Here is a 26,480-nt window from a genome sequence, read left to right as displayed (position 1 = left end):
AAGCGTGCGTCTGGATAGAAAAATCTCTTCTTTTGAACACCTGATCTACCGTAATTACCGTATCGTCCACGGGGTACGGATCGGGTTGGCCTTTATCCTGACCTTCCTGCTGATCCGGCTATTGGCGGTGCCGGAAGGTACCTGGCCGCTGATCACGCTGATCGTCGTGATGGGGCCGATCTCTTTTTGGGGTAACGTGCTGCAACGGGCGCTGGAGCGTATTGCCGGTACGGTGTTTGGTGCGGCCTCCGGCCTGATTGCGCTATACCTGGAGCTGTATTCACTGCCGGTGATGCTGGCTTGGTGCGGGGTGGTGATGTTTGCCTGTGGCTATCTGACGCTCGGCAAACGACCCTATATGGCGTTGTTGGTGGGCATTACGCTGGCGGTGGTCATCGGTGCCGGGGCTGGCGATATCTCTATCGCACTGTGGCGCAGTGGCGATGTGATTTTTGGTTCGTTGCTGGCGCTGTTATTTACCAGCATCTACCCGCAGCGAGCTTATGTGTTGTGGCGAATGAAAATGGCGGATTGCTTGGAGACGGTAGGGAAGATCTACGGCGCTTACCTTTCACCCAACATGATTGAGCGGCCCCGGTTGGAGCCTCGGCTCAAAAACCTGCTGGGCGATGTGGTGAAGCTACGCGCACTGATCGCCCCCGCCAGCAAAGAGACTCATATCGCCAAACCGGTCTTTGAAGCGGTACAGACCCTGAGCCGCAATCTGGTTTGCACGTTGGAGCTGTTGGCCGATGCTTACTGGGCCTCGCGTGAAACCCACTTTATTATGCTCAATGCCAAAACCTTGCGCAGCTCTCAACTGTTAACGCAGCGCGCTATCGAATCGCTGGCGAATATTATGCGAGATGGCGAGCCTCTGCATGCGCAGGTCATTGCCGGGGAACTGAGCGATATTTCCGCAGAGCTGAAGACATTAATGCAAGAGGCCAGTGCCGCTCAACTCAGCGAAGCACCTATCTATGGCTATGTCTGGCTGAGTATGGAACTGGCACAGCAGTTGGAGGAGTTGGGCGATCTGCTCAAGGTCTGTACGGCCAATACTCAGGAATAGTGGATCAGATCATGAAGCAGGCGCATCAGGATAGGGTCAATGCGCTAAAGTGGGTAAGATAAGGCAATGACAGTTGTGTCTGACGGCCACAACCCTGTATCTTGGTATCATTGTGGCCGTAAGCAAATGAATCTGTGTATTACTAAAGCAAGGGTATAAAGATGGATAATGCAAATAAGCCGAGTTTCCAGGACGTTCTGGAGTTTGTGCGTATGTTCCGCCGTAAAAACAAGCTACAGCGTGAAATTGTCGACAACGAAAAGAAAATTCGTGACAACCAGAAGCGTGTGCTGCTGCTCGACAACCTGAGCGAGTACATCAAGCCGGGCATGAGCATTGAAGACATTCAGGGCATCATCGCCAACATGCGCGGTGACTATGAAGATCGCGTTGATGATTACATCATCAAAAATGCCGATCTGTCGAAAGAACGCCGCGATCTGTCCAAAAAGCTGAAAGCAATGGGCGAAGTGAAGTAATTCGCGTCAAGCAGGGCTGGGGATCTCCCGGCCCTGCGTCTTTTCAGGGGCACAGCGCCCTGAACGACCTTAAAGAATAACGATATGTTACCGTGCTATAGCAAATCTGCTTAAAGCCGCTACGCTAATGTTATAAATAGACTTTGCCCAATCGCTTTCAAGCTGTCGCTTGAAGGACGACGGGTATAAATTTCTTCGCCAGCAGAGGCTGTCATCGATGGCAGAACCGCAACTCAGCACCTTTCTCAACCTGGACGAGACGCTTCATCCTCCCCGTATCTTGGCATCTGGGGATTGGGTGTTGGCACATTATCGCCTGTTGGAACCCGCCGTTGGGCAACTGCAAGTCCGCTTGCCAAGCGATGTGGTGTTCGATCTCAGCCAACTGGGCAGCCTGGATACGGCGGGTGCCACCTTGTTGGTCAATCTGCTGGGTGACCAACGGATATCCGATCTCAAACAGTTAGCCCCCACGCTCCCTGTGGAACGCCGCGTGCTGCTGGAAACCGTTGGCCGTGCCTTGCAAGGATTTGAGCCACCACCGGCAGAAAAGCCGCCCGGTCTGGCAATCGAACTGCTAGCCAACGTCGGCCGGTCGATGGAAAATTTCTGGCACAACCTGGTAGCCCTGCTGGGGTTTATCGGCCTGACATTGCAAACCCTGTTTGCCAGTCTGCTACGCCCAACGCGCTGGCGGATCACCTCGCTGGTGGCCAATCTTCAGCAAATCGGCCTGAACGCGGTGCCGATCATTATGCTGCTGACCTTTCTGGTGGGCGCAGTCATCGCTTTCCTGGGCTCAACCGTCCTGTCTACCTTCGGTGCCAGCATTTTTACCGTGCAACTGGTGGTGTTTTCCTTCCTGCGAGAGTTCGCAGTGCTGCTGACGGCCATCTTGATGGCGGGCCGGACCGCCAGCGCCTTTACCGCAGAGCTCGGGCTGATGAAGGCCAACGAGGAAATAGACGCTATTCAGGCGATGGGGCTGAACCCGGTTGAACTGCTGGTGCTGCCGCGCGTGTTGGCGCTGCTCCTGGCGTTGCCGATGCTGACCTTCATAGGCATGATTAGCGGCATCTTTGGTGGCATGGTCGTGTGCGCCCTGACGCTGGATATCTCACCGACCATGTTTTTAACCATCACGCAGAGTAGTGGCGGTTTTCAGAACTTCCTGGTGGGGATGAGCAAGGCGCCGGTATTTGCGTTCCTGATCGCCATTATCGGCTGTCTGGAAGGGTTTAAAGTCAGCGGTAGCGCCGAGTCGGTAGGGGCACATACCACCGCCAGCGTCGTGCATTCAATCTTTGTGGTGATCCTGCTGGATGCGGTCGCTGCACTGTTCTTCATGGAGATGGGCGTGTGAGCCAGACGACCCCGGAAGCCATTATCCGCATCCGTAAATTGCGAAACTGTTTTGGCACCCAATGCGTGCATGTGGACCTCGATCTGGACGTGCGCCGAGGAGAAATCCTGGGCGTGGTCGGTGGTTCGGGTACCGGCAAATCCGTGCTGTTGCGCAGCATCGTTGGTCTGCGTCGCCCAACCGCTGGCCAGATCCACGTCTTTGGCGAGGATCTGATGGCGCTCTCGGGTACGCGCCGCTCCGTACTGGAAAGGCGATTTGGCGTGCTGTTTCAGAGAGGGGCATTGTTCAGCTCGCTGACGGTGACGGAAAACGTGGCGCTGCCGCTGATTGAATACGCAGGCTTACCGCGCCGTGATGCCGAGCAGCTGGCACAGGTGAAGTTGGCGTTAGCGGGGCTCCCTGCCAGTGCTGGCAACAAGTATCCGGCCTCGCTTTCTGGCGGCATGGTCAAGCGTGCCGCGTTGGCTCGATCGCTGGCGTTGGATCCGGAAATCGTATTTCTTGATGAGCCAACGGCCGGGCTGGATCCCATTGGTGCCGCCGCTTTTGACAGCCTGATCCGCACGTTGCGCGATGCCTTGGGGTTAACGGTGTTTCTGGTCACCCACGATCTCGATACGCTTTATACAATCTGCGACCGGGTAGCGGTACTTTCGCAGAAGAAGGTGCTGGTGGTGGATACGCTGGAGGTGGTAGCCGCCACTGACGATGCCTGGATCCAAGAGTATTTCCACGGCCCGCGTGGGCGGGCGGCACAGCAGGCCGTAACGAATATCCCAGAGAGGCAATAACAAATGGAAACCCGTGCGCATCATGTCTTGATTGGTTTATTTACGCTGATTATTTTCACCGCAGTGCTGCTGTTCAGCCTGTGGTTGACCAAGTCTGGCACCGATCGCCAGTTCAAGCAGTACGATATCGTGTTCAATGAAGCCGTTAGCGGCCTGTCACAGGGCAGCACGGTCAATTACAGTGGGATCCGCGTGGGCGAAGTCACTCAGTTGCGATTGGATCCCAACGTACCGACCAAAGTCTGGGCGCGCATTCGGGTCGCGGCCTCTGCACCAATCCGTGAGGATACCCAGGCTCGCCTGGCAATAGCTGGCATTACCGGTACGTCCAATATCCAGCTCAGTGGTGGGAGCGAAGCCAGCCCGATGCTGACAGGAGAGGATGGGGCAATCCCGGTGATTGTCGCCACGCCATCGCCGTTGACCCAGTTGCTCGCCAATGGCGAAGATGTGATGAGCAATGTCAACCAGGTGCTGGTGCGTTTGAATCAGCTAATGACGCCGGACAATCAGCAGCGTTTGGTGAATACGCTGGATAATCTGGAACAGATTACCTCTACCGTAGCCGGGCAACGTGAAGATATCCGCACCATCCTGCAGCAGTTGGCACTGGTGACCAAGCAAAGCAACGATACGCTGGCTCAAACCAATAGGTTGGTGCGCAATGCTAACGTGCTGTTGGACGGGCAGGGCAAGCAATTGGTGGCCAATGCGGCTAATACAATGGCTTCGCTTGAGAAAACCACTGCACTGCTCAACAAGCTGATTGGTGAAAATCAGCAGTCACTGAATAGCGGCATCCAGGGATTCAACGATCTTGGCCCGGCGGTAGATGAATTACGCAGAACCTTATTGACCTTACGCGGTGCCATGAGCCGCCTGGAAGAGAACCCGTCCGCCTTGCTCAGGGGCCGCGAACGTACCAAGGAGTTTACCCCTAAATGATTAAGCTAAAACTTCGCCAGATGCTACGGTTGTTGGTGCTGGTTGCCGTGATGCCGCTGGCCGCCTGCACCATTTTGCCGGAAAGCCCGATACAGCAGGTGTATTTGCTGCCAGCCCAGCCAGTGGCCGTGGCAGGGGGCCAGGCGTCTGAACGCTCGGTACGTATCGTGCAGCCCAATACCAGCCAGTTTTTGAACGGTACGCGCATTGCTGTGCAGCCTCAGGGTGCGGAGATCACCTCTTTTAGCGGTTCACGCTGGAGCGATCCGGCCCCGCTGTTGTTGCGTAATCGCCTGATCCAGGAGTTCCGCACTAACGGCCATTTCCGCTCGGTGAGCAGCGACGATGACAATTTACAGGCAGATCTTGAGCTAGGCGGCGATTTGTCGTCCTTCCAAGGGGTCTATAACGGAGATCGGGGCGAAGTGGTGATCCGCTTTGATGCTCGCCTGGTTCGCACCTCCGATCGCCGAGTGATGGCCAGCCGTAGTTTTGCGGTGCGCGAGCCGATCCACGGCACATCGATGGACAACGTCGTGCAGGCCTTTGGCCTGGCCAGCGATAAACTGGCAGTGCAGACGCTGGCATGGGCGCGCCAGCAGGCGGCTAATTAAGACTCGTCGGCCATGGCCTTTAACCACTGGATAAAGGCGTTGATTTTAGGCCATTGCCGGTCCGAAAGCGTGGAAATGTAGTAGCGCTGTGCGCATTGCATTTCCATGCCGGGGAAGGGCGCGATAAGTTCGTTATTCTCCAGGCGCTTACTCACCAACTTCTTGCGGCCCATGGCAATTCCCACGTGGTTCATGGCCGCGATCACCGCCAGATCCGAACGATCAAACCCCATACCGCGCTGCCCTTCGGCAAATTCCAGATCAAAGTGTTTGGCCCAGGTATTCCACTCCCCGATGTCCGAGTCGTAACTCCATGCCTGGCGATCGTGCAATAACGTGCAGCGCCGCAGGTTGGCGGGGTTACCCACTAGCTCATGGCGCTCGGCGTACTCCGGGCTGCATACGGGCACGATCGACTCATCCATCAAATGCTGGCAATCGAGTTTCTCCGGCGTTTTGTCATCAAAATAGATCGCCAGATCGATCCCCGCCCCGTGGAAGTTCACCATTTCGTTGCCGGTGAGAATATTCAGACTGATGGCCGGATATTGGCGATCAAAGTCCGCCAGCTTGGGCACCAGCCAACATTGGGCAATCGACGGGCGGGAGTAGATAGTCAGAGTGCCAGACAGCTCCTGGCTTTTAATCTCCAGTATCTCCTGATTGAGATAGCTGAGTGACGATTTCAATACCCAGAATAGCCGCTCGCCCTCGGGGGTCAGTTCGATCCGGCGGTGAAAGCGCTGAAATAGCTTAAAACCCAACTCGGCTTCCAGGTTGTTGATCCGATGGCTGACGGCGCTGGGGGTGATCGCCAACTCTTCGGCGGCCAGCACGAACGAACCTTGCCGCGCGGCAATCTCAAACGTATGCAGCTTGGCTAGCTGATAGCCATTCAGGTGCCTGTTGCGGGCGAGCTGGTGCTTTTCGTCGTACACGGTCATCACCTGTTAATCAGTAGGGGCGCCGCATGCTGCGCCGGTTATAAATCATCAAGGAGTATATCGAAATCCGGGCTTAAAGATGAAGCAATGTGATTCAAAGGCAGGAATAGTGCCAAATGTTGACCTAAATCACCTGATTGATTGAATCTGGTTCATGTGAAGAGGCATTTTGATCGTTTGTCAGCGCTGGGGCGTTAGTTTCCAATAGGAGTGAAATTTATCCTGGAAGGACGCTGAACATGGACTCGCAGATCTGGGTAGTCGCTACGTTATTAAGCAGCATCATTATCATTATTCTCACTATCGTAAAATTCAAGATCCACCCGTTCCTGGCGTTGTTGCTGGCCAGTTTTTATGTGGGAGCCCTGATGGGCATGAACCCGCTGGAAATGGTCAATGCCATTGAAGGCGGCATCGGCGGGACCTTGGGCTTCCTGGCGGCGGTGATTGGTTTAGGTACCATTCTGGGCAACATGATGGAAGTGTCCGGGGCGGCAGAACGCATAGGCATCACCTTGCAAAAGTGCCGTTGGCTATCGGCTGACGTGATTATGGTGCTGGTGGGGCTGGTCTGCGGCATTACGCTGTTTGTTGAAGTGGGCGTGGTGTTGCTGATCCCGCTGGCGTTCTCGATTGCCAAAAAAACCAATACCTCCTTGCTGAAGCTGGCGATCCCGCTGTGTACCGCATTGATGGCCGTGCACTGTGTGGTTCCTCCGCATCCGGCGGCGCTGTTTGTCACCAACAAGTTGGGTGCCGATGTGGGCTCGGTGATTGTGTATGGTTTGATTGTCGGGCTGGCCGCTTCGCTGATTGGTGGGCCGCTGTTCCTCAAGCTGGTCGGTAAGCGCCTGCCGTTCAAACCGGTCCCCGCCGAGTTTTCCTCCGTGCAGGTGCGTAACGAGCAGGACTTGCCTTCGTTGGGTGCCACGCTGTTTACCGTGCTATTGCCGATCATTCTGATGTTGGTGAAAACTGCAGCGGAACTCTATATGGCCAAAGACAGCGCGCTGTATACCTTCCTGGAGTTTATCGGCAACCCGATCACCGCCATGTTTATCGCCGCCTTCGTGGCCTATTACGTGCTGGGTATTCGCCGCAATATGGGCATGGGCACCTTGCTGACCAAAACCGAAAACGGCTTCTCTTCCATCGCCAACATCCTGCTGATTATCGGGGCCGGTGGTGCATTCAACAGCATATTAAAAGCCAGTGGACTGGCAGATACGCTGGCCGTGATCCTGTCGAATATGGATATGCATCCGATCTTGCTGGCCTGGCTGGTGGCTATCTGCCTGCATGCGGCGGTAGGGTCAGCCACCGTGGCGATGATGGGAGCAACGGCTATTGTTGCCCCCGTATTGCCGCATTACCCTGGCGTCAGCCCGGAGATCATCGCGTTGGCCATTGGCTCGGGTGCCATCGGTTGCACCATCGTCACCGACTCGCTGTTCTGGCTGGTTAAACAATACTGCGGCGCGACGCTCAGTGAGATGTTTAAGTATTATACCTCGGCCACCTTTATTGCTTCGCTGATTGCGCTAGGAACCACATTCCTGCTTTCTTATATCATTTAGACCAAAAGAGACTAATTATGAATACGTTAGACATTGAAAACCTGGTAGTGAAATTTCCTTTGGTGCAACGGCTGATGGATTTGGAAGCGGTGACCTGGTTCAACCCCAATACGACCACGCTGGAGGAAGGGTTACCTTACGTCGGGCTGACGCAAAATGATGTCGCCGAAGCCGAAGCGCGCTTGCAACGCTTTGCTCCGTATCTGTGCCTGGCATTCCCTGAAACGCAGCAAACGAACGGCATTATCGAGTCTGAAGTGGTGGCGATCCCGGCGATGCAGAGCGCGTTGGAGCAGCGTTATGAGCAGGCTATCGCGGGCAAGATGTGGTTGAAAAAGGACAGCCATTTGCCGATTTCTGGCTCCATCAAGGCCCGTGGCGGCATCTATGAAGTGCTGACTCATGCGGAAAAGCTGGCCATCGAGGCGGGCATGCTGTCTGTAGACGACGATTACAGCATCCTGTTTAGCGACAAGTTCCGCCAGTTCTTCAGCCAGTACAGCATCGCAGTGGGTTCAACTGGCAACCTGGGGATGTCGATTGGCATCATGAGTGCCAAGCTGGGGTTCAGCGTCAGCGTGCATATGTCTGCCGACGCTCGCGCCTGGAAGAAGCGCAAACTGCGTGAACACGGCGTTAACGTGGTGGAGTACGAACAGGATTACGGCGTGGCGGTGGCTCAAGGGCGTAAGCAGGCGGAGTCTGACCCGCACTGTTTCTTTATTGATGATGAGAACTCGCAAACCCTGTTCCTCGGCTATGCGGTGGCCGGTGGTCGCCTGAAAAAGCAGTTTGCACAGATGAACATCCAGGTTGATCAGGACCATCCGTTATTTGTCTATTTGCCCTGTGGCGTTGGCGGTGGGCCTGGTGGAGTAGCGTTTGGCCTAAAACTGGCGTTTGGTGACCATGTGCACTGCATCTTTGCCGAGCCGACGCACTCACCTTGCATGCTGCTAGGGATCCACACCGGGTTGCACGATCACATTGCGGTGCAGGACCTGGGGATTGATAACGTCACGGCGGCGGATGGTTTGGCCGTCGGCCGGGCTTCCGGGTTTGTCGGGCGTGCCATGGAACGCTTGCTGGACGGTTTCTACACCCTGAGCGATCAGGAGATGTACGACCTGCTTGGCTTGCTCGCCGCTGTAGAGGGCATTCAGTTGGAGCCTTCTGCATTGGCTGGCATGGCGGGGCCAGCTCGAGTCTGCGCCGACCCACATTATCTGGGCAGCCATAAGATCGATGCCCAACGTATCGCTAATGCGACGCATTTGGTGTGGGCAACCGGTGGCGGTATGGTGCCTGAGGAAGAGATGGCCAAGTATCTGGCTGCCGCACGCTAGCGCTGACAAAACCACGCTTTACGGGAGGGGGCGCTGCACATGCTGCGCCCATTTAGCGATTCCCCACCGGGCAAAACATCACAGCGTGAAGTGATCGCGAAACTGTGCCAGTGCTTCGCTACTGTCCCCGGAGGCCCAGCCTTCGAGTGCTATCACACCTTGGTAATTAATCTCCTGCAGCGTTCTGGCAATGGCGCGATAGTTGATTTCCCCGGTCCCAGGCTGCATACGACCAGGCACATCCGCTACCTGGATCTCGCCAATCTGTGTGCCGCAGCGGCGGATCAGTTCAATCAGGTTGCCCTCACCTATTTGTGCGTGATAGAGGTCGAGGTTCATCTTAAGCGCTGGGCTATTGACCGTTTCCACCAACGTCAGTGTGTCAGCTGCGCGGGCAAAAGGCGTGCCGGGATGATCAACCGTCAGGTTCAGGTTCTCCAGGGTAAAGATACGCCCAGCCCGTTCACCGAGTTGTGCTAAACGACGAAGCGTATCGGCAGCCTTCAACCACATGTTACCCGTCACCCTGTCAACCGGTTTCACCGGTAAGCCCTGTGGATCCAGGCCGGTACCGTGCAGGTTCAGGCAGGGGCAGTTCAGCCGTTCGGCTATCGTTAGTGAGGTTTCTGCACTTTGCAGCAACTGCGCGATTTCTTGATCATCCGTTAGATTGCCGCTGAGATAACCGGTCATTGAGGTGAAGCGAGCTCCTGTCGCTACCAGTGCATCGATATCCTTATTGGCCCAGCTCCAGATCTCAGCCCCAAAACCCAGCGCATGAATGCGCTCTACACGTTCGATAAAGGGTAAATCCAAAAACACCATTTCTGCACAAACCGAGAGTTGATAGCTGGCCACTAGCGGTCTCCTAATTTAAGGGGGTTATTTACAATTTGTCATCAATATACATGCTTAATTTATTTTTTAATGTCAAAAAAAGATAATTTCAGCTTGGTCATAAATTTAGGGTAAAATTAATCTGTTTACATTGTAGAGTTATTGGAGGACATTCGCTGTACTTATTTAATTAGGCCGTAATTTATGTATTCGAGAAGGCGTTTTCTAACAGCAGGTACTGCCCTGATGGGCTTTGCCGTATTCAAACCTTCCTTGTCCTGGGGGAGAATGCCGAGTGAAAGCAGCGACGCTGCCATTTTTATTAAGCTTTCAGTGCTATTAACCAACGGGAAAAAAATGAGTCCGGTAATAGCACTACGTGCCTTGAATTGTTTGCAGGAAGAGGATCCCTCCTTTCAGGAGGAAATGCAGTTGCTGGACAATGCACTGAGAGTTGCAAATATTCTCTCGGCCGATGAACTGAATAATCATTTGATTATGACTGGCCCCACTGGCGACACCGCCAAGAAAATCATTTCTGCCTGGTATCTTGGTTATACAGGAACACCCGTATCGCTAAGGGCGTCAGATAACACGCGTTTTGTCAGCTATACCGATGCCTTTGCCTATGCTCCCACTTTGGACGCGACAGTGATCCCCACTTATTCCCGAGGCAAGACAAACTATTGGGTGCAGCCACCTATAACCCTCAACAGCGACTAGTTCCCGTTGAAAATGAGAGCAATATCATGAGTAAACACTATGATGCCGATGTGATTGTCATTGGCTCTGGCGCATTGGGCAGTAATGCCGCAACCTTGCTGGCCCGCAGTGGCAAGGCAGTTATTATTCTTGAAGCTGGCGAGAAAATACCGCGCTGGAAGATCGTCGAAAATTTCAGAAACTCATCGAAAAAAGCCAACTATAACTCTCCCTATCCCAACGAGCCTTGGGCCCATCACTCCTATGATGAACAATACATAGAGAATACCGGTTCCTTTGATTTCCGGCCCGGCATGCTGAAACTGGTGGGGGGGACAACCTGGCATTGGGCGGCCGCTTGCTGGCGCTATCTGCCTAGTGATATGAAGCTAAAAACATTGTATGGCGTGGGGCGCGATTGGCCACTGGAATACCACGAGTTGGAGCCTTTCTACCACCAGGCCGAAGTGGCTTTGGGGGTTTGCGGCAGTAATACCGACGATCAGAGTGGGCAGGGCGGTAGTGCTTTTCCTCCACGTTCGCAGCCGTATCCGATGTTACCTGAAGGTGAAACCTATCTATTCCAGCGGTTGAAAAGCCGAATGGCTCCGGCAGGTTATCATTTTATCCATGAACCCAATGGGCGTGCTACTCGTCCTTATGATGGTCGCCCCGCCTGCAGCGGTAATAATAACTGTATGCCGGTATGCCCGATTGGTGCCATGTACAGCGGTGATCAACATGCCCAACATGCGCAAGATGCCGGGGCACGTTTATTCACGGATTCAACCGTGTGGAAACTGGAAAAAGGCGTTGATGATAAAATTGTCGCAGCTCATGTTCGCAGTTCTAAAGGTGTCGATACGCGGTTAACCGCAAAATACTTTATCGTTGCCGCACACGGGCTGGAAACGGCAAAACTGTTGTTAATGTCGGATATCGCCAACAGTTCCGATCAGGTGGGGCGTAATTTAATGGATCACACCGGCATGGGCCTGCAGTTTCTGGCCGATGAACCTCTTTGGCCGGGGCGAGGCGCCGTACAGCAAGGGGGAATATTCAACTCTCGCGACGGCGATTTTCGTAAAACAAGAGCGGCAATCAAGCATGCTATTGCTAACAATGTCCCCAATATGGCCGTAGCACAACGTCTGATAGCTCAAGGTGTCATAGGTAGCGAACTGGACAAACAGATCCGCCATCAGGCGGCACGCTGGGTCGATATCTCCACGGTGTTTGAAACCCTCCCCCAGGCAAGCAACACCGTACGCCCAAGTACCACACGCAAAGATGCATTGGGCATTCCGATGCTGACGGTGAATTACGAAGTCGATGACTATGTCAAAGCGGCAAAACCCGTGGTGGAGGCGGATTACAAAAGATTCGTCGCTCTGATGGGGGGCACCGTCATTAATGACAATACTGGCTGGCAAAACCGTGACCATTTAATGGGGACCGTCATCATGGGCGATAACCCAAAAGATTCAGTGGTAAACCACGAGTGCCGGTGCTGGGATCATAGCAACCTGTTTCTCGCGACGACTGGGGTGATCCCCGCTTCGGGAGTCGTCAATCCGACGTTGACGGGCGTAGCTCTGAGTATTCGCGCAGCTGAAATCATTGAGCGTGAGATTTGAATATGAAGATACTTTTCAGGTTTCTCGCTGTAACCGTGTTGTTTATTGGGTTTAGCCACTCTTTGGCTGTACTTGCCGCCGATAAGGCGTTGGTTGAGCGTGGGAGATATATTGCGATCGCTGCTGATTGTGGTGCCTGCCATCGCCAGGCTCTCAATAATGGCGTTCCCTTTGCTGGGGGATACGCGATCGAGTCACCGATGGGGCGTATCATCGCCAGTAATATTACCCCCTCGAAGCAGTACGGCATCGGTAATTATAGCGAACAGCAGTTTGCCAAGGCTGTGCGTGAGGGTATCGCCGCTGATGGCAAGAATCTCTATCCAGCTATGCCATACACGTCATACCGTGATATGACTACGGCGGATGTACAGGCGCTTTATGCCTACTTTATGCAGGGGGTTGAACCCGCAGATATTCCCCCTTCGGCACGTACCGATCTGAGTTTCCCGTTTAATATCCGGCAGATTATGTGGGGCTGGGATCTGTTGTATCTCAGCGGCGCTTCTGCTGATAAGGCAGAGGCGCTTCCTGGTTCATTGGAGCGCGGTAAGTATTTGGTTGAGGTGTTGGCGCATTGCAGTGCCTGCCATACCCCACGCAATATCATGATGGCAGAGCAGAGTAGCCTTAACCTTGCCGGTAGCCCGCTTGGTGGCTGGTACGCCCCTAATATTACCCCTGATAAGAGTGGCATTGGCGATTGGAGCCAGCGGGATCTGGTCACCTATTTGAAAACTGGCCATCTGGTTGGCAAGGCACAGGCGGCAGGTGCGATGGCGGAGGCCGTCGAAAATAGCTTCAGCTTACTGACGGATGATGATTTGAATGCGATCGCTTCATGGGTTAAGCAGGTGCCAGCCATTCCTACGGCGGTAGCCAACATTGGGCTTCAATCGCCACGGGGTGGGGTTGATATCAATAGCGTTCTCACCGGGCAGGGAACCCTGACAGACAGCTCAACAACGGACGGAGCTAAACTTTATGAAAATGCTTGCGCTAGTTGCCATGGCCATGACGGTCAGGGAACCGACGATAGCTTTTATCCCGCATTAACTCGCAACCGTGCGGTTTCCGCATTCGGTCCGCAGAATTTGGTGATGGTCATCGTGGAAGGTATCCAACGTAAAACCAGTAACACTGATATCAGAATGCCCGCATTTTCTGAACAGTTAAACAACGCGCAAATTGCCTCAGTCAGTAACTATGTCCGCAGTCGTTTTGCCGGTATTGACGATAAAGTGACTGCGCAGGATGTACAGACCCTTCGTGATGGTGGGGAGCCTCCGTTTATAATGCGATACATAAACTGGCTAATGACCGCAGGGATATTGGTGATGGTATGTTTGTTGGGCGGCTTTTGGTATTGGCGAAAAATAAGGCGTTCAGGCAGACAGCAAATTCGCTGACTCTATCAGTGTCACCCCCTTCCAAAAGGGAGGGGGAACGAATGTAGCGCAAAATTAATCACAGCGGCCATGGTTGATTTTGGTCAGGGGAAGGTTGATGTCGAATATTTTCAGATGAATATTTTTAGCCCCCATCGCCTCAGCCCTTTTGACGTGGTGTTCGGCATATTTTTCGGCAAACGCTCGGCTTTCGAAAAAGTATATCCCGCCCGCCTCGCCGGTGTGCTCATTCTCAGTCCAGATCTTGGAGATGAAACCCGGCTCTTGATTGATGCTTTCGGCCAGCGATTGCGCATTTTTGGACAGGGTTGCACCAAGCTGGTCGGCGGGGAAACTAAAATCAATCTGTAAAATGACACTCATATCGTGATCCTTTTGGTGGCTGGTGGTTTTATCGCAAACAGGGTTATTCCGTGGCGCGTTCTGCAACCGAGGGTAACTGCGCGCTGAGACAGTTAAGTAATGTCTCTGAGTCCACATAACCCGTAGCGAGAAGGGAAATCTCCCCATGGCGTTCTAGCAACAGGGTGGGGAAGGAGCGAACGCCCCATTGGCGGCACAGCGCAAAGTCTTGGCTAACCGCCTCTCTGGCCCGTTGTGACGTAAAGGTTTGGCTGAATTCTTCAAATGGCAGGCCAACCCGATCGCAGATGTCATGATAAAACGCCTCGGTTTTAGGATCCTGCCCATCGACATAGAATTTGTACTGGGTTGCTGCGAGAAACGGCAACGCTGCAGAGGAAGGTAAACCTCGTTCAGCCAACAACAGGGAAGCCGTGATTACTGCCCGGCAGGCCGGCTCGGTATCGTAGTTGAATTGTGCGACCTCCAGCAGGCTGAAACCAAACGGTTGGCCGGTTGTTTTCTGGATGTGGCTCCACTCCTGCCTTAAGAAGGCTTTGAATGCCAAATTCCAAGGATCGCCGCCGCCAGCGCGCAACCCCCCCATGGTCATCACAAAACTCAGGCCATGTTGATCGCAATACTCCGCCAGTTGCTTCACCGCAGGTGAAATACCCCAGCACCAGGAGCACATCGGATCGCCGACGTAACGAATGACGATATCGCTGGACGTGATTGTCTGCCGTTGAGTACCAGGGGACTCATCGGACAGAAGACAACTGCCGGTGGTGGGATCGCATTGCATCATGATGGAGACTCCAAGCTGGGTTGAGATCGCGATCGTTATGATATTTGACAGCAAAAATTAATAAATAGACTATAAAAGCTAACTCTGTTCAACATTTGTGAACAAATGGACAAACTTGCAGCCATGGCCACTTTTGTCAAAGTGGTTGAAACCGGAAGTTTCACCCGCGCGGCTATCGCCATGGGGCTTCCCAAAGCGCGGATCTCCCAGCGTATTAGCGATCTTGAGCGCGCCCTGAGCGTGCGCCTGTTGCATCGAACGACCCGGGCGTTGAGCCTGACGGAGGATGGCAGCGCTTATTTTGAGCGCTGCCAGCAAATTCTCGCGGAAATCGATGAGTTGGAAGGGGGGCTCAGTGGCGGGGTAACAACGCCGAGCGGCAAGATCCGTATCGAGGCTTTGGCCTCGATTGCGCGTTGGATCCTCGCACCTCAGTTGCATGACTTTCAGGCACGTTTTCCAGAGATCGTGGTGCGGCTTGCCAGCAGCGATCGCATCAGCAATTTGTTTGAGGAGGGTATCGACTGCGCTATCCGTGGCGGCATACTGGAGGATTCAACGCTGGTGGCCAGGCACGTTTGCGACGTGCAGATGGGCTTGTATGCCTCAGTGGACTACCTCCGCTCAGCACGAGCTATCAGGCAGCCTGAAGATCTTCAGCATCATCGATGGGTTGGGGGTTTTGGCATTCAGCGCGGTAAGCAGCTTAGCTGGCATCTGCAATCGGCAAACCGGAGCATTGCGGTAGTAGGCAACAGCAGTTTGCTGATCGAAGATCCCGATGTGGCTATGAGTGCCTGTCTTACCGGGGCAGGCATCTGCTCCGGAGCCCCCTTCGCGGTGGAAAGCTATGTGAAGAGTGGGCTCTTGCAGCCGGTGTTACCCGAGTGGCACTTTGCTCCACGGTCAATTCATATTATCTATCCCACCGGCAAGCATTTGTCGGTTCGGGTGAGAAGCTTTGTGGATTGGTCATTCGAGCTGATGAAAACCCATCCGCTGTTGGCGATGACGCCTTTAGCGCTGGCAAAATCACTGAGTTGAGTCGTTTGAAGGCTGGTTAACCGGGGGGTAAAGAGGTGGATGGCGTTGCCGCACATCCACCCAATAATCGAGGATCAGTGAACCTTTTTACCATCAACAATGATGTGGTGCGGGCTACGTGCCTTCGGATGGATGAAGAAATGCCCTTCCTGAGCGCTATCCGTGCTGATTGGCACCAGCGTGATATTTTTCGCTCCGGCAGCTTTATTATGCAGTGCATAAATAATGAAGGGGATTACCAGCACCACCAGGAAGCACACGACCAGTAAACCGGCATAGACGTCGTTAGCTTCCCCACCCGGTAGCCCCGAAGGAGGGAAGAAGGAGACGACAAAGGCTACCAGAGAGGTCAGTAACCCAATGACCGCCACTGCAATTTTAACCCCATTGCCACCCGGTATATTAAAGGTGCGCTTGTTATTCGGCTGCTTGCGGATCAACTGGATATAAGCCAGGAATAACAGGAAATAGCTGCAAAGATAAATCACCACCGTCAGCGCCAGTGCAATCAGGAACGACATGTTATTGCCACCCCCGGTATTGGTCAGCACAATCAGTGCCACCGAGGTGATGAGTAACTGGGAAATGACCAGCACCACCGGGACGCCGTTTTTGTTCATTTTGGCAAAGCGGGCAGGCAGGATCCCTTGTTGTGCCGTCACTAACATCCCGCGGGAAGGCCCAACTATCCATGCCGCTATCTCAGCTAGCACTCCGAGGAGCAACAGCGCAGCGATACCTCGGATAGCCCATTCGAAACCCGTCCCAAAATGATTGATCAGCACCGTGAAGGTTTGCATCACGCCTGCAGAGAGGTTGATTTGCTCATGGGGTATTACGGCGGCAATGGACAACCCGCCGATTGAACTCAGGCAAATTGCCGCAAACATCAACAGCAGCATGGCGAGCGGATAATCGCGGCCCGGGTTTTTCATCTCATTGACGTGGGTAGCGGAGGCTTCCACCCCCATATAGCTTAGGATGAAGGCCACAAACACCACTAACGTGCTCATGCTGGTGACGTTCGGGAAGAAGGTTTCGGCACTCATTTCAATCGCAATGGGAGCACCAGAGCGCAGATAAGTGACGGCCAGAATCACCAGAATTGCGGCTGGCAGCAGGATACCGGCAAAAAAACCAATCTTGGCGATGCGAGCGGTATTCTTGGTGCCACCAAACTGAGTTAAGGCCAGGCCCCATAAAATAATCAGTGCGGCGACGGTCTTAACTATCGGATCGTTATTGAGTTCGGGCCAGTTAAGAATATAGGACAACGCCCCTAGCACGAAGTAGAGCATCGGGATAAAGCCGATCGCGATTTGCAAATAGCCAAACGAAATAGCGGCAAACCCCCATTTCTCACCGAGGGTTTTAGAAACCCAGGTAAACACGCCACCCTCCTGCCAACCCTCAACCGTTGCCATTTCAGCGGCACACAATCCTACCGGAATGAACCACAGCAAGCCGCCAAGGATCAGGAAGAAGGTCAGTGAAAAACCAGAGGTTGCAAACGTTGGGTATTCGTAAACCGCCATCACCATTGATGCCGTTATGGCAAAAAAGCCCAACAGCGTGAGTTGTTTTGGCGCTGCGATGATTTGAGTGCTAGCCATGGCAATTCTCCTGGGACAAGCGAAGATGCTTGCCAGTTAATTTTTTATGGTTAACAGGAGTGGCGAAGAGCAGGCCACTCCATTAACAGATCAGATGCGGATCAGCCGTGGTTAAAACCGGCCGCTTCATCTTCCGTAAGTGGATTAACGACCGGATGACTTTCGAAATGCTCAAGTGCTCGCTTCAGATCGTCAAGCAACAGGCTACCCAGGTCAAAACTCACGCCGTGGCGTACTAGAATACGTTGGATCACCAGATCTTCCCGATTAGCTGGCATGGAGTATGCGGGTACCTGCCAGCCGCGTGAGCGTAATTTATCGGCGAGGTCATACAGCGTGTAGCCACCGATGTTGGCGCCGTCTTTCAGTTTCCAGGCCAGCGCCGGGATGCCTTTACCACTGTCGCCATCAAACAGGATTTCAAACGGACCAAGCTTACCGATCTCGTCGGCAAGATACTGGGCCGTGGCATAGCAGGCGTTATGGACTTTGGCGTAGCCTTCGCGGCCAAGGCGTAAGAAGTTGTAGTACTGAGCGATGATCTGCCCACCAGGGCGTGAGAAGTTGAGCGCAAAGGTCGGCATATTGCCGCCAAGATAGTTGACGTTGAAAATAAGCTCTTCGGGCAGGTCTGCCGCTTCACGCCATACCACCCAGCCCGCACCCAGAGGGGCCAGCCCAAACTTGTGGCCGGAGGTGTTGATGGATTTTACGCGGGGCAGGCGGAAATCCCATTCCAGATCGGGGGCACAGAATGGGGCAAGAAAGCCGCCGCTGGCACCGTCGACATGAATAGGAATATCCAGCCCGGTGTCTTGTTGCAGCTTATCGAGTGCGTCGCTGACCGCTTTTACCGGCTCGTACTGGCAGGTAAAGGTCACTCCGAGGGTGGGGACTACACCTATGGTATTTTCATCGACTCGTTTCAGTACCTCTTCCGGGCTCATGATCAGACGATCGCCTTCCAGAGGGATTTCTCGCAATTCTACATCGAAATAACGCGCGAATTTGTGCCAGCAAATTTGCACTGGTCCGCAGATCATATTGGGTTTATCGGTTGTCAGGCCCTGCGCGGCACGCTTTTTGCGCCATTGCCATTTCAGCGCCAACCCACCCAACATAGCGGCTTCTGACGAGCCAATGGTGGAGCAGCCCAGCGTAGTGCCTGGCGACGGTGATTTCCACAGGTCGGCCAACATGCGTACGCAGCGGGCTTCAATTTCGGCCGTTTGTGGATACTCGTCTTTATCAATCATATTTTTGTCGATGGACAGATCCATCAGGTCGCGAATTTCTTCATCAACCCAGGTCTGGCAGAATGTCGCCAGGTTTTGCCGTGAGTTACCGTCTAACATTAATTCATCGCGGATAGCACTAAATACGTGGCGAGGATTTCGCTCTGCGTCTGGAAACCCCGATTTCGGTAGTGAAATGGCCAAATCTAGCGAGGAATAAACATCATCATTAACATTGCTGTTATTTTTCTGGTTGCTTTTACTCATGAAAACCCTCTTGATTTTTATATGTCAATATACTCGGCAGGATCACGTAAATCCGTCCCATGTGCTCTACTAACGCCATCAAGTCTTGGCGTTAATTCTAGAACATTTTCTGAAAAAGACAGGAAATCATCATAAATATAATATTTAACCAGTAAAATCAGTAGGAAGGGGGCTTTTCTTGTTGGGCGTTTTGCCAATATTTTTTAAGCTGGAGTGTGGTAATTCATAGAGCTAGTCGCACTCGGAATTTTATGACAGTAATTTAATCATTGTTACGTCATGGTTATAATAACATTAAATTTGTTAATGAGACTTTTCTCTCAACTGATAAGGTAATTCCCATGTTATCCACTGCAATCTAATGGTTTATTAATGAGGATATAAAATTATTGAAAAATAAAGCATTGTGAGGATTACGTTCTACAATTACTCTAAACAAAACCTGCAGTTACCCGCGAAGTCGGTTTGATTTGATAAGGAGTGATGTGTCATGCAGCAAAATCCGATGTTTCAGCCTGCCTACGAACATTCTGAGGCATGCCTATGCCACAGCCCGGCATTTGTACGCATTAATACGGTATTAACCCGACAGGCGGCGAAAGCGCCGCCGATAACGACAGCCACGGTCGCAGCAGCAATACCCGCAGGGCAATCTACGCATTCCAATGCAACCGCTAGCGCAACGCAGCTGAAAGCGTTTATCAACGTACGGATTTTTGACGGGGTTTCTGACCAACTGCGCGAGGGGATGCAGGTTATCGTTGAAGGCAACAAAATCAAATCGATTGAACCTGCTGATACGCCTCCGCCAGAGGAAGCAACGATTATAGACGGCAACGGTGGCGTGCTGATGCCCGGCCTGATTGATGCGCACTGGCATGCCATCATGGCTCGCCCTTCCATGATGACGGCGATGACGGCCGATTTTAACTATATCCAGGCGCTGGCGATTGCCGAAGCGCAAGCAACGCTGCTGCGTGGGTTCACCACGGTCCGCGATATGGGCGGGCCTGTCTTTGGTCTGAAACGTGCGATTGATGAGCAGATTACGGTTGGCCCGCGAATTTACCCGTCCGGAGCATTTATTTCCCAGACCGGCGGCCACGGTGATTTTCGCATGCTCAGCGAAGTCCCACGCGCACCAGCGGACACTCTGAGCTATATCGAACGGGTAGGAATAACTGCCATTGCCGATGGCGCCGACCAGGTGTTGTTGCGCGCCAGGGAACAGCTGATGAGGGGGGCATCCCAGATCAAATTTATGGCCGGTGGCGGTGTCGCCTCACTCTATGATGGCATCGACGTGACGGAAGGCTCCGTGCCCGAAATCCAGGCGGCGGTGACCGCTGCGGAAAATTGGGGTACCTACGTGACCGTTCACGCCTATACGGCCCGCGCTGTCACCATGGCAATCAACGGCGGCGTGAAATGTATCGAACACGGCCAGTTGGTGGATGAACAGACCGTGGAGCTCATGGCGCAAGAAAACCTATGGTGGTGCCTGCAACCTTTCCTGGACGATGAAGATGCCGTACCGATGGCGAATCCAGCTTCACGCGCCAAGCAACTGGTGATGTCCGCCGGAACCGATAACGCCTACCAACTGGCGAAAAAGCACCACATCAAGACCGCCTGGGGTACCGATACACTGTTCGACGCCCGGCTTGCCACGCGTCAAGGAGCCCAGCTTGCCAAGCTGATCCGCTGGTATACGCCTCTTGAAATTCTTAAAATGGCTACCAGCGTCAATGCCGAACTTTGCGCGCTCTCCGGCCCACGTAACCCTTATCCCGAGAAGCTCGGGGTGATAGAAGCAGGCGCTCTGGCCGATATGATCATTGTCGACGGCGATCCGCTAACGGATATTCAACTGCTGGCCCAGCCTGAGGAAGCATTTCAGATGATCATGAAAAATGGGCAAATTTATAAAAATACGCTGGAAAACAGCGCAGTTTAGTACAGCGCCGCAATGCGGTTTTGGGAGATAAAATGGCAAGCGCACACTCTTTTCGTCAGCGTAGGGGGCCTGTGTTTTTTCGTTCTGGCCATACGCGTTATGGAGCGTTGGCCTTATTGCTGGTCAGCACCTTTAGTCTCATCGGGTGTCGTGACTTTGGTGCGCCAGCATTTTCCTTGCTCGGCTCTTATTTCCCTGCCTGGCTAGCCTGTGCAGGGATTGGCCTCGTGGTGGCGATAGGGGCGCGCGTTCTGCTGATTTTTGCAGGAATTGACGAAGTTCTGCCGTGGCGGTTATTCGTCTATACCTGCCTGGCGCTCGCCGTAGCCTTTATGTCATCGCTTTTATTCTAAGTGCGCTAAAAATGAACACCTTAAAACAACAGGGCAATAAACGTCGTATAGCGATCGTCATTGGGGTGGTTATCGTTATTGCTGCCGCTATTTCAGGGTGGCTGACGCTGCGTCAAAACTCGTTAAACCCCACGTCGCAGGATACGGTCATCGGTGCCAGCGTGGTGAACGTCAGCAGCTCCGTACCTGGGCGTATTCAGTCCATTAATGTGACAGAAAACGGCAAGGTGCAACGGGGTGAGGTGATGTTCGCCCTCGATCCCACGATTTACCGTTTGCGGGTCGAGCAGGCGCGGGCGGAACTGCAGATGGCGCAAGCTGCCTGGGACACGCAGCATCGCACGATGATCGCAGAACAATCTAATGCAGCGATCACCGATGAGCAGGTTAACCGGGCGCGGGCCAACCTTAAGCTGGCAACTCAGACGCTGGCACGCATTCAGCCGCTGCTGGGCAAGGGGTATGTCACCGCCCAGCAGGTGGATGATGCCCAGACCGCCAAACACGATGCGGAAATCAGCCTGAAACAGGCGCTGAAGCAAACCGTCGCTTCGCAGGCATTAATCAGCAGCGCTGCGGAGTCTGAGGCTCTGCTCAGCGCACGCCGCGCCGCATTGGCCATTGCCGAACAAGAGCTGGAAAATACCCAGATACGAGCGCCGCACAATGGCTTGGTGGTGGGGCTGAATGTTTCGGCGGGGGAGTTTGTGATGCCGGACCAGGCGGTATTTACGCTGATTAATAGCGACCACTGGCACGCTTCGGCATACTTTCGCGAAACGGAGCTGGCGCACATCAAACCGGGGGATTGCGCCACGGTATATGTCATGGCCGATCGCCAGCGTGCGATTCAGGGCAGAGTGGAGGGCATTGGCTGGGGGATCAGCTCAGAGGAGCAGTTTAACATTCCACGTAATCTGCCTTATGTCCCGAAATCGCTGAACTGGGTGCGGGTCGAACAGCGTTTCCCGGTGCGGATCAACCTTAAAGATCCGCCGGCGGAGTTGATGCGAATTGGTGCCAGCGCGGTGGCAATAGTACGAGGCGACCATGGTTGCTGACCGCCCCTGGGGCAGAATGTTGCGCCAGGTGAAGCGCGATTTGGCCTATTTCCCTGGCCGATTGGCGATGGCCTGGCGGGTCGGTGCGCTTTGTGCGCTGATGACGCTGGTTGCCATGCTGTATGGTATCCCCGAATCGGCGATTAGCTGCTATCTGATTTTGTTCGTGATGAAACCAGACGCCGCCGAAAGTATGGCGATGGCCATTGCGGTGACCCTGCTCGTTTCCATAGTGGTGGGGCTGATCTTGCTGATCCTGCCTTATACCCTGGAATCTGCGCCTTTACGCATGGCGGTGCTGGTCCTTAGCTCGTTTGCCTTTCTCTGGCTGGGCTCGGCGAGCAAGCTCGGGCCGGTGGGCAGCATTATTGCGCTGGTGATCGCTTTTATCATGTCGCTACTTGGCGATGCGCCGAATGGAGAATTGGCGGTACGCGCAGTGCTGTATGCCTGGCTGATGGCCGCATCCCCGATGCTGCTATTGGTAGCCTTTAATCTTTTCATCGGGCGGCCACCCTGGAAACTGCTACGCGCAAGTCTGGCAGAGCGCTTAGAGGTTGCCGGTGCGGTATTACGCCACCCGGATGCCTCCAGCCTGAGTAAAGTGGAGGAGTTGCTGCGGGAAGGGCAGAGCGAACATCAACAGCGGGCTATGCTCGTGCGCATTTTCCATCTGCGGCCTGCCGCAGAGGCCGCCTGGTTAACCGCCGCTGTCAACAGCAGCTATCGGTTACTGTTGGCCATTTCAGCCCTCAATAAAACCGTACCGGCGTTAACTCGCCCTGAACTGGCAGACTGGTGCAGTTCTGCCGCCGAGGCCATTACCGCAGGCCGGGTGGTTGAACCCCCTGCGTTTAATCAGAGTGGCAAAAATGACGAAGTCACCCACGCGCTGGTGCAACTTGCAACGCCAGATAACGCGGTAGACACCAGTGCGCCAAAAGCCTCGTTTTTAGCCGCAGACGCCTTTACCAATCCGGTCCATCAGCAGTTTGCCTTAAAGACCACGGCGGCCAGCGTAATCTGTTATCTCGCCTATACCGCACTGGACTGGCAGGACATTCATACCGCCATGATCACTTGTTATGTCGCCGCGCTAGGCACGGCGGGGGAGACGGTGCACAAGCTGACGTTACGCATCGTTGGCTGCCTGATAGGCGCATTGATGGGCGTGCTTTCGCTGATTTTTATTGTTCCGTCGCTGAGCGATATCGGCCAGTTAATGGCGTTGGTATTCGGCGCGCTGCTGCTCAGTGCCTGGGTATCGAGCGGCAATGAGCGAATTGCTTATGCGGGCATACAAATCGGACTGGCATTTTTACTGACCGTGTTACATGGCTTTGGGCCGAGTACGGATTTGGGCGTCGCGCTCGACAGGGTGCTGGGGATCCTGCTGGGGAATCTGGTGGTGTATTTGATATTCACTTACGTGTGGCCCGTCGCCATTGCTGATTTTGTCAGCACTCGCATCCGCAGCCTGGTCGCAAGGTTAAGCAATCTGGCCGCATTGGCGCCAACAGAACGCCCGGCAGCGATAAGACTGGCGGCAGAGGTTGAAGAAGAACTGACTACGGCACGGGAGGCGCTAAGGCTGGTTCCTTTTGAGCCAAGATCGCTACGCCCCCCGCCCGAAGAATACCGGCGTCTGCAAGCGATCCTTGGCGAAATGGAAAACCTCTGTCCGGCGCTGTTTTTGCCCTTTGATAAGTCTTCCTCCGATGTGGAACGGCTTAGGCGACTTTCCTCGAGCAGTAGAGTGATTAATCCCTCAGTACCAACAGGCAGCAACAACGGTTTGCCACCCGCCGTTGAACTTGAGATCCAACAAAGTATCAGGCGACTTGAGGAACTTCTTGGATGAAGCCGCGCACTCAGACTTTCAAAATACGCACTTTCAGCACGGCAGTGGGGCTGTGTCTGTTAGCAGGCTGTGCCACGGACCAACTGGCGTTGGCCCCGGCTAGCCCTTCCTCTCCCTGGACACCTGACGGCATCAGCAGTCATGAATTTGCTGTTCCGGCCAACCCGGCGGTAGCGGAACTCCCTGCACCGCCTGCGATCAATCAGACACAGGTCTACCAGTTACCCGAACTTATCGACATCGCCCAGATGCAAAACCCGGATACCCGCATTGCCTGGCAGCAGGCGCGGCAGGCTGCGCTGGGTGTCGGCATGGCTGAAGCGACATTTTTGCCAATGATTTCAGCCAGCGTGATCGGCGGCTATCAAAGAACGCACACGCCGTTACCCTATGACATTGACGGCCAACACGATCTGGATACTTCCGGCAGCGCGGTAGTACCGGCACTGGCGTTACAGTGGTTAATCTTCGATTTTGGCCAGCGTAGCGCTTTGCAACAGGCGGCCAAGCACAACTCCTATGCCGCCAACGTCGCCTTTAACGGTATGCATCAAAAGATTATTTATGATGTTACGCGCAGCTATTACCAATACGGTGCGGCCCAATCGCGCCGTAAAATAGCGCAGGAGACGCTGCGCAATAGCCAGAAAATCCTCGATGCTGCCCTGGCGCGTAACAAAAATGGCGTCGCGACAACGGTGGAAGTCGCGCAGGCACGCCAGCAGGTCGCGCAGTCGGAACTGAATCGCGTTGTGGCGCAGGGAACGGAACGTGACGCATGGCAGGCCTTACTGGCGGCCATGGGCATTTCTGCCTCATCGCAAATCAAAGTAGGCTATGCCGAGGATAAACCCTTGCCGCAGACGGCCAGTGCGCCAACCCAGCAGATGATTAAGCTGGCGCTCTCCCAGCGGCCAGACGTATTGGCAACTTATGCTGCTGCCCAGGCCGCAACCGCAGGCATCAAGGCGGCAGAGGCGGACTTTCTGCCGAAGGTCTATCTTGCGAGCGCGGTCGCGGGGGGGGATGGGCGCTTTGATATGCAGGGATTGCCGCCCATTGGCCAGCAAACGTCTTCCTCAAGCATTCTCTTGGGCGTTACCGTACCGCTTTACGATGGTGGCATACGAGCCGCACGCGTGAAAGAGGCCGAATCACGTGCCGCCGTGGCAAATGAGACCTTCCAAAAGACGCAGGAGGCTGCGGTTCGTGAAATTATCGTGGCGGCAGATACGTTGCAATCCGCGCTAGAAGCCAATCAGGCAGCATTGAACCTGGTAAAAACCGCGTTCATTACCTACGACGCCGCGCTGGAGTCTTATCGCAACGGCGTGGGGACCATCACCGTAGCCAACGAGGCTGCCAATGGTCTGCTCTATGCGCAACAAATGAGTACCGATGCCCACGCTGCGGCACTGATCGCGGCGGCTAATTTAGCCTTTGTGATGGGCAAAATGACTCACGTTGACCCAGAGTAATTCAGGAGCGGGAAACCTACCGCTATCAGCATAAGGAAGAAAAGCATGACATCTCCATTCTCGGCACTGATCATCGGTGCATCACGCGGAATAGGTTTAGGCATTGTCAGGCAGCTATCCATGCAGGGCTGGCAGGTAGTTGCAACCTGTCGCGGCGCGGTGCCTGCCGATAGCCCGGCTGACACGCAATGGCTGAAGTTAGATATCAATCAACAGGATGAAAGGATTGCCCTGAAAGAACGGCTGTTGTCACAACAATTCGATCTTATCTTTATCAACGCAGGTGTTTACGGGCCCGCCCATCAGGACGTTGCCCAGGTGAATGATGATGAGATCGTTGAACTGTTTATGACCAATACCTTTTCCCCGGTTCGCTGTGCGGCAGCGTTAATAACGCTGGTGAAACCGCAAACCGGCGTGATGGCGTTGATGACCTCGGAGTTGGGCAGTTTAAACGAGAACGATGCGGCGACCTATCCGCTGTATGCCGCCAGCAAGGCTGCTCTGAATATGTTAACGCGCGGATTGCGTGATACCACCGCACAGCGGGAGGTGACTTTGCTGTCGGTGCATCCGGGCTGGGTACAAACGGATATGGGCGGAGCTAATGCCACGCTGACTGTCGAACAAAGCTGCTCTGGCATTGTGAGCCAGGTTCTGGCCTGGCGCGGAAAAGGAGGGCATCACTTTATTGACTATGCAGGCAACGTGTTACGTTGGTAAAACACGTTGTTGTAGGGCG

The 26,480-nt window shown here is 54.0% G+C and carries 24 protein-coding genes; 18 read left to right on the top strand and 6 right to left on the bottom strand.

Translation table 11 applies throughout. The features are described 5' to 3' along the window. Positions 1-4 precede the first annotated feature (4 nt). The 6 genes from ACMV5I_RS20475 to ACMV5I_RS20450 all read left to right on the top strand — a co-directional run bounded on the left by ACMV5I_RS20475 (position 5) and on the right by ACMV5I_RS20450 (position 5,267). A complete protein-coding gene (locus tag ACMV5I_RS20475; protein ID WP_121607307.1) occupies positions 5-1,072 on the top strand; it encodes an FUSC family protein in 1,068 nt (355 codons plus the stop codon). A 161-nt stretch (positions 1,073-1,233) separates the two neighbouring features. Next, a complete protein-coding gene (gene tmaR, locus ACMV5I_RS20470) occupies positions 1,234-1,551 on the top strand; it encodes a PTS system regulator TmaR (RefSeq protein WP_024528076.1) in 318 nt (105 codons plus the stop codon). Positions 1,552-1,768: 217 nt separating this feature from the next. Beyond that, positions 1,769-2,914 (top strand): MlaE family ABC transporter permease, encoded by a 1,146-nt coding sequence (locus ACMV5I_RS20465; RefSeq protein ID WP_202673110.1) that lies wholly within the window; start codon positions 1,769-1,771, stop codon positions 2,912-2,914. Then, positions 2,911-3,708 (top strand): ABC transporter ATP-binding protein, encoded by a 798-nt coding sequence (locus ACMV5I_RS20460; RefSeq protein ID WP_065683235.1) that lies wholly within the window; start codon positions 2,911-2,913, stop codon positions 3,706-3,708. The genes ACMV5I_RS20465 and ACMV5I_RS20460 overlap by 4 nt, the downstream gene beginning before the upstream one ends. A gap of 3 nt (positions 3,709-3,711) precedes the next feature. Further along, on the top strand, positions 3,712-4,653 hold the full coding sequence (locus tag ACMV5I_RS20455; protein WP_174334882.1) for an MlaD family protein: 942 nt from the start codon (positions 3,712-3,714) through the stop codon (positions 4,651-4,653). Then, positions 4,650-5,267, top strand: a complete 618-nt coding sequence (locus ACMV5I_RS20450; protein ID WP_414825170.1) for an ABC-type transport auxiliary lipoprotein family protein — start codon at positions 4,650-4,652, stop codon at positions 5,265-5,267. The genes ACMV5I_RS20455 and ACMV5I_RS20450 overlap by 4 nt, the downstream gene beginning before the upstream one ends. Here the strand turns inward: ACMV5I_RS20450 and dsdC are convergent. Next, positions 5,264-6,205, bottom strand: a complete 942-nt coding sequence (gene dsdC / locus ACMV5I_RS20445) for a DNA-binding transcriptional regulator DsdC (protein ID WP_166732952.1) — start codon at positions 6,203-6,205, stop codon at positions 5,264-5,266. The genes ACMV5I_RS20450 and dsdC overlap by 4 nt on opposite strands. Positions 6,206-6,450: 245 nt before the next feature. Here dsdC and dsdX point away from each other — a divergent pair, with 245 nt between their 5' ends. Together dsdX and ACMV5I_RS20435 are read left to right on the top strand one after the other, a co-directional pair. After that, positions 6,451-7,788: a D-serine transporter DsdX gene (gene dsdX / locus ACMV5I_RS20440; protein ID WP_414825169.1), complete on the top strand. Its 1,338-nt coding sequence runs from the start codon at positions 6,451-6,453 to the stop codon at positions 7,786-7,788. 17 nt (positions 7,789-7,805) lie between these two features. Continuing rightward, positions 7,806-9,134 carry a D-serine ammonia-lyase gene (locus ACMV5I_RS20435; RefSeq protein WP_414825168.1) on the top strand — a complete coding sequence of 443 codons (1,329 nt, stop codon included), beginning with the start codon at positions 7,806-7,808 and terminating at the stop codon, positions 9,132-9,134. Between the two features lie 78 nt (positions 9,135-9,212). Here the strand turns inward: ACMV5I_RS20435 and ACMV5I_RS20430 are convergent, their stop codons facing one another. Continuing rightward, entirely contained in the window at positions 9,213-9,992 is a 780-nt protein-coding gene (locus tag ACMV5I_RS20430) for a TIM barrel protein (protein ID WP_024486901.1), read from the bottom strand. Positions 9,993-10,175: 183 nt separating this feature from the next. Between ACMV5I_RS20430 and ACMV5I_RS20425 the strand changes: the two genes are divergently transcribed. The 3 genes from ACMV5I_RS20425 to ACMV5I_RS20415 all read left to right on the top strand — a co-directional run bounded on the left by ACMV5I_RS20425 (position 10,176) and on the right by ACMV5I_RS20415 (position 13,719). After that, positions 10,176-10,694, top strand: coding sequence for a sugar dehydrogenase complex small subunit (locus ACMV5I_RS20425; RefSeq protein WP_121607295.1), 519 nt, complete (start codon positions 10,176-10,178; stop codon positions 10,692-10,694). 26 nt (positions 10,695-10,720) lie between these two features. Beyond that, a complete protein-coding gene (locus tag ACMV5I_RS20420) occupies positions 10,721-12,310 on the top strand; it encodes a GMC family oxidoreductase (RefSeq protein WP_202810951.1) in 1,590 nt (529 codons plus the stop codon). A gap of 62 nt (positions 12,311-12,372) precedes the next feature. Then, positions 12,373-13,719, top strand: coding sequence for a c-type cytochrome (locus ACMV5I_RS20415; protein ID WP_414825167.1), 1,347 nt, complete (start codon positions 12,373-12,375; stop codon positions 13,717-13,719). A 54-nt stretch (positions 13,720-13,773) separates the two neighbouring features. On the opposite strand, the gene ACMV5I_RS20410 is transcribed toward ACMV5I_RS20415, so the two are convergent. Both ACMV5I_RS20410 and ACMV5I_RS20405 read right to left on the bottom strand, forming a co-directional pair. Continuing rightward, a complete protein-coding gene (locus ACMV5I_RS20410) occupies positions 13,774-14,082 on the bottom strand; it encodes a monooxygenase (protein WP_261445076.1) in 309 nt (102 codons plus the stop codon). Positions 14,083-14,125: 43 nt separating this feature from the next. Further along, positions 14,126-14,869 carry a DsbA family protein gene (locus ACMV5I_RS20405; RefSeq protein ID WP_414825166.1) on the bottom strand — a complete coding sequence of 248 codons (744 nt, stop codon included), beginning with the start codon at positions 14,867-14,869 and terminating at the stop codon, positions 14,126-14,128. Positions 14,870-14,974: 105 nt separating this feature from the next. Here ACMV5I_RS20405 and ACMV5I_RS20400 point away from each other — a divergent pair, with 105 nt between their 5' ends. Continuing rightward, positions 14,975-15,913, top strand: a complete 939-nt coding sequence (locus ACMV5I_RS20400; protein ID WP_414825165.1) for a LysR family transcriptional regulator — start codon at positions 14,975-14,977, stop codon at positions 15,911-15,913. A 74-nt stretch (positions 15,914-15,987) separates the two neighbouring features. Here ACMV5I_RS20400 and gadC read toward each other — a convergent pair whose 3' ends face one another. Then, a complete protein-coding gene (gadC, locus tag ACMV5I_RS20395) occupies positions 15,988-17,526 on the bottom strand; it encodes a glutamate:gamma-aminobutyrate antiporter (RefSeq protein ID WP_202727929.1) in 1,539 nt (512 codons plus the stop codon). Between the two features lie 101 nt (positions 17,527-17,627). Next, complete coding sequence (locus tag ACMV5I_RS20390) at positions 17,628-19,028, bottom strand: glutamate decarboxylase (protein WP_202727930.1); 1,401 nt, start codon at positions 19,026-19,028, stop codon at positions 17,628-17,630. 490 nt (positions 19,029-19,518) lie between these two features. Here ACMV5I_RS20390 and ACMV5I_RS20385 point away from each other — a divergent pair, with 490 nt between their 5' ends. The 6 genes from ACMV5I_RS20385 to ACMV5I_RS20360 all read left to right on the top strand — a co-directional run bounded on the left by ACMV5I_RS20385 (position 19,519) and on the right by ACMV5I_RS20360 (position 26,461). Further along, positions 19,519-20,985 carry an amidohydrolase family protein gene (locus ACMV5I_RS20385; RefSeq protein WP_414825164.1) on the top strand — a complete coding sequence of 489 codons (1,467 nt, stop codon included), beginning with the start codon at positions 19,519-19,521 and terminating at the stop codon, positions 20,983-20,985. 107 nt (positions 20,986-21,092) lie between these two features. Beyond that, positions 21,093-21,338: a YtcA family lipoprotein gene (locus ACMV5I_RS20380; protein ID WP_037375583.1), complete on the top strand. Its 246-nt coding sequence runs from the start codon at positions 21,093-21,095 to the stop codon at positions 21,336-21,338. Positions 21,339-21,349: 11 nt separating this feature from the next. Further along, positions 21,350-22,399, top strand: a complete 1,050-nt coding sequence (gene mdtN / locus ACMV5I_RS20375; RefSeq protein WP_121607287.1) for a multidrug transporter subunit MdtN — start codon at positions 21,350-21,352, stop codon at positions 22,397-22,399. Then, positions 22,389-24,260: an FUSC family protein gene (locus ACMV5I_RS20370; RefSeq protein WP_414825163.1), complete on the top strand. Its 1,872-nt coding sequence runs from the start codon at positions 22,389-22,391 to the stop codon at positions 24,258-24,260. The genes mdtN and ACMV5I_RS20370 overlap by 11 nt, the downstream gene beginning before the upstream one ends. Beyond that, entirely contained in the window at positions 24,257-25,738 is a 1,482-nt protein-coding gene (locus ACMV5I_RS20365) for a TolC family protein (RefSeq protein ID WP_414825162.1), read from the top strand. Before ACMV5I_RS20370 ends, ACMV5I_RS20365 begins: the two co-directional genes overlap by 4 nt. Before the next feature lie 45 nt (positions 25,739-25,783). Continuing rightward, positions 25,784-26,461 (top strand): SDR family oxidoreductase, encoded by a 678-nt coding sequence (locus tag ACMV5I_RS20360; RefSeq protein ID WP_414825161.1) that lies wholly within the window; start codon positions 25,784-25,786, stop codon positions 26,459-26,461. The last annotated feature ends 19 nt before the right edge of the window (positions 26,462-26,480 follow it).

Origin of the sequence: Serratia sp. T13T92 (assembly GCF_047530105.1) — a bacterium.
Classification (GTDB): domain Bacteria; phylum Pseudomonadota; class Gammaproteobacteria; order Enterobacterales; family Enterobacteriaceae; genus Chania; species Chania fonticola.
Note: the sequence above shows the minus strand (reverse complement) of the source record. Positions and strands in the feature narration are given on the sequence as shown.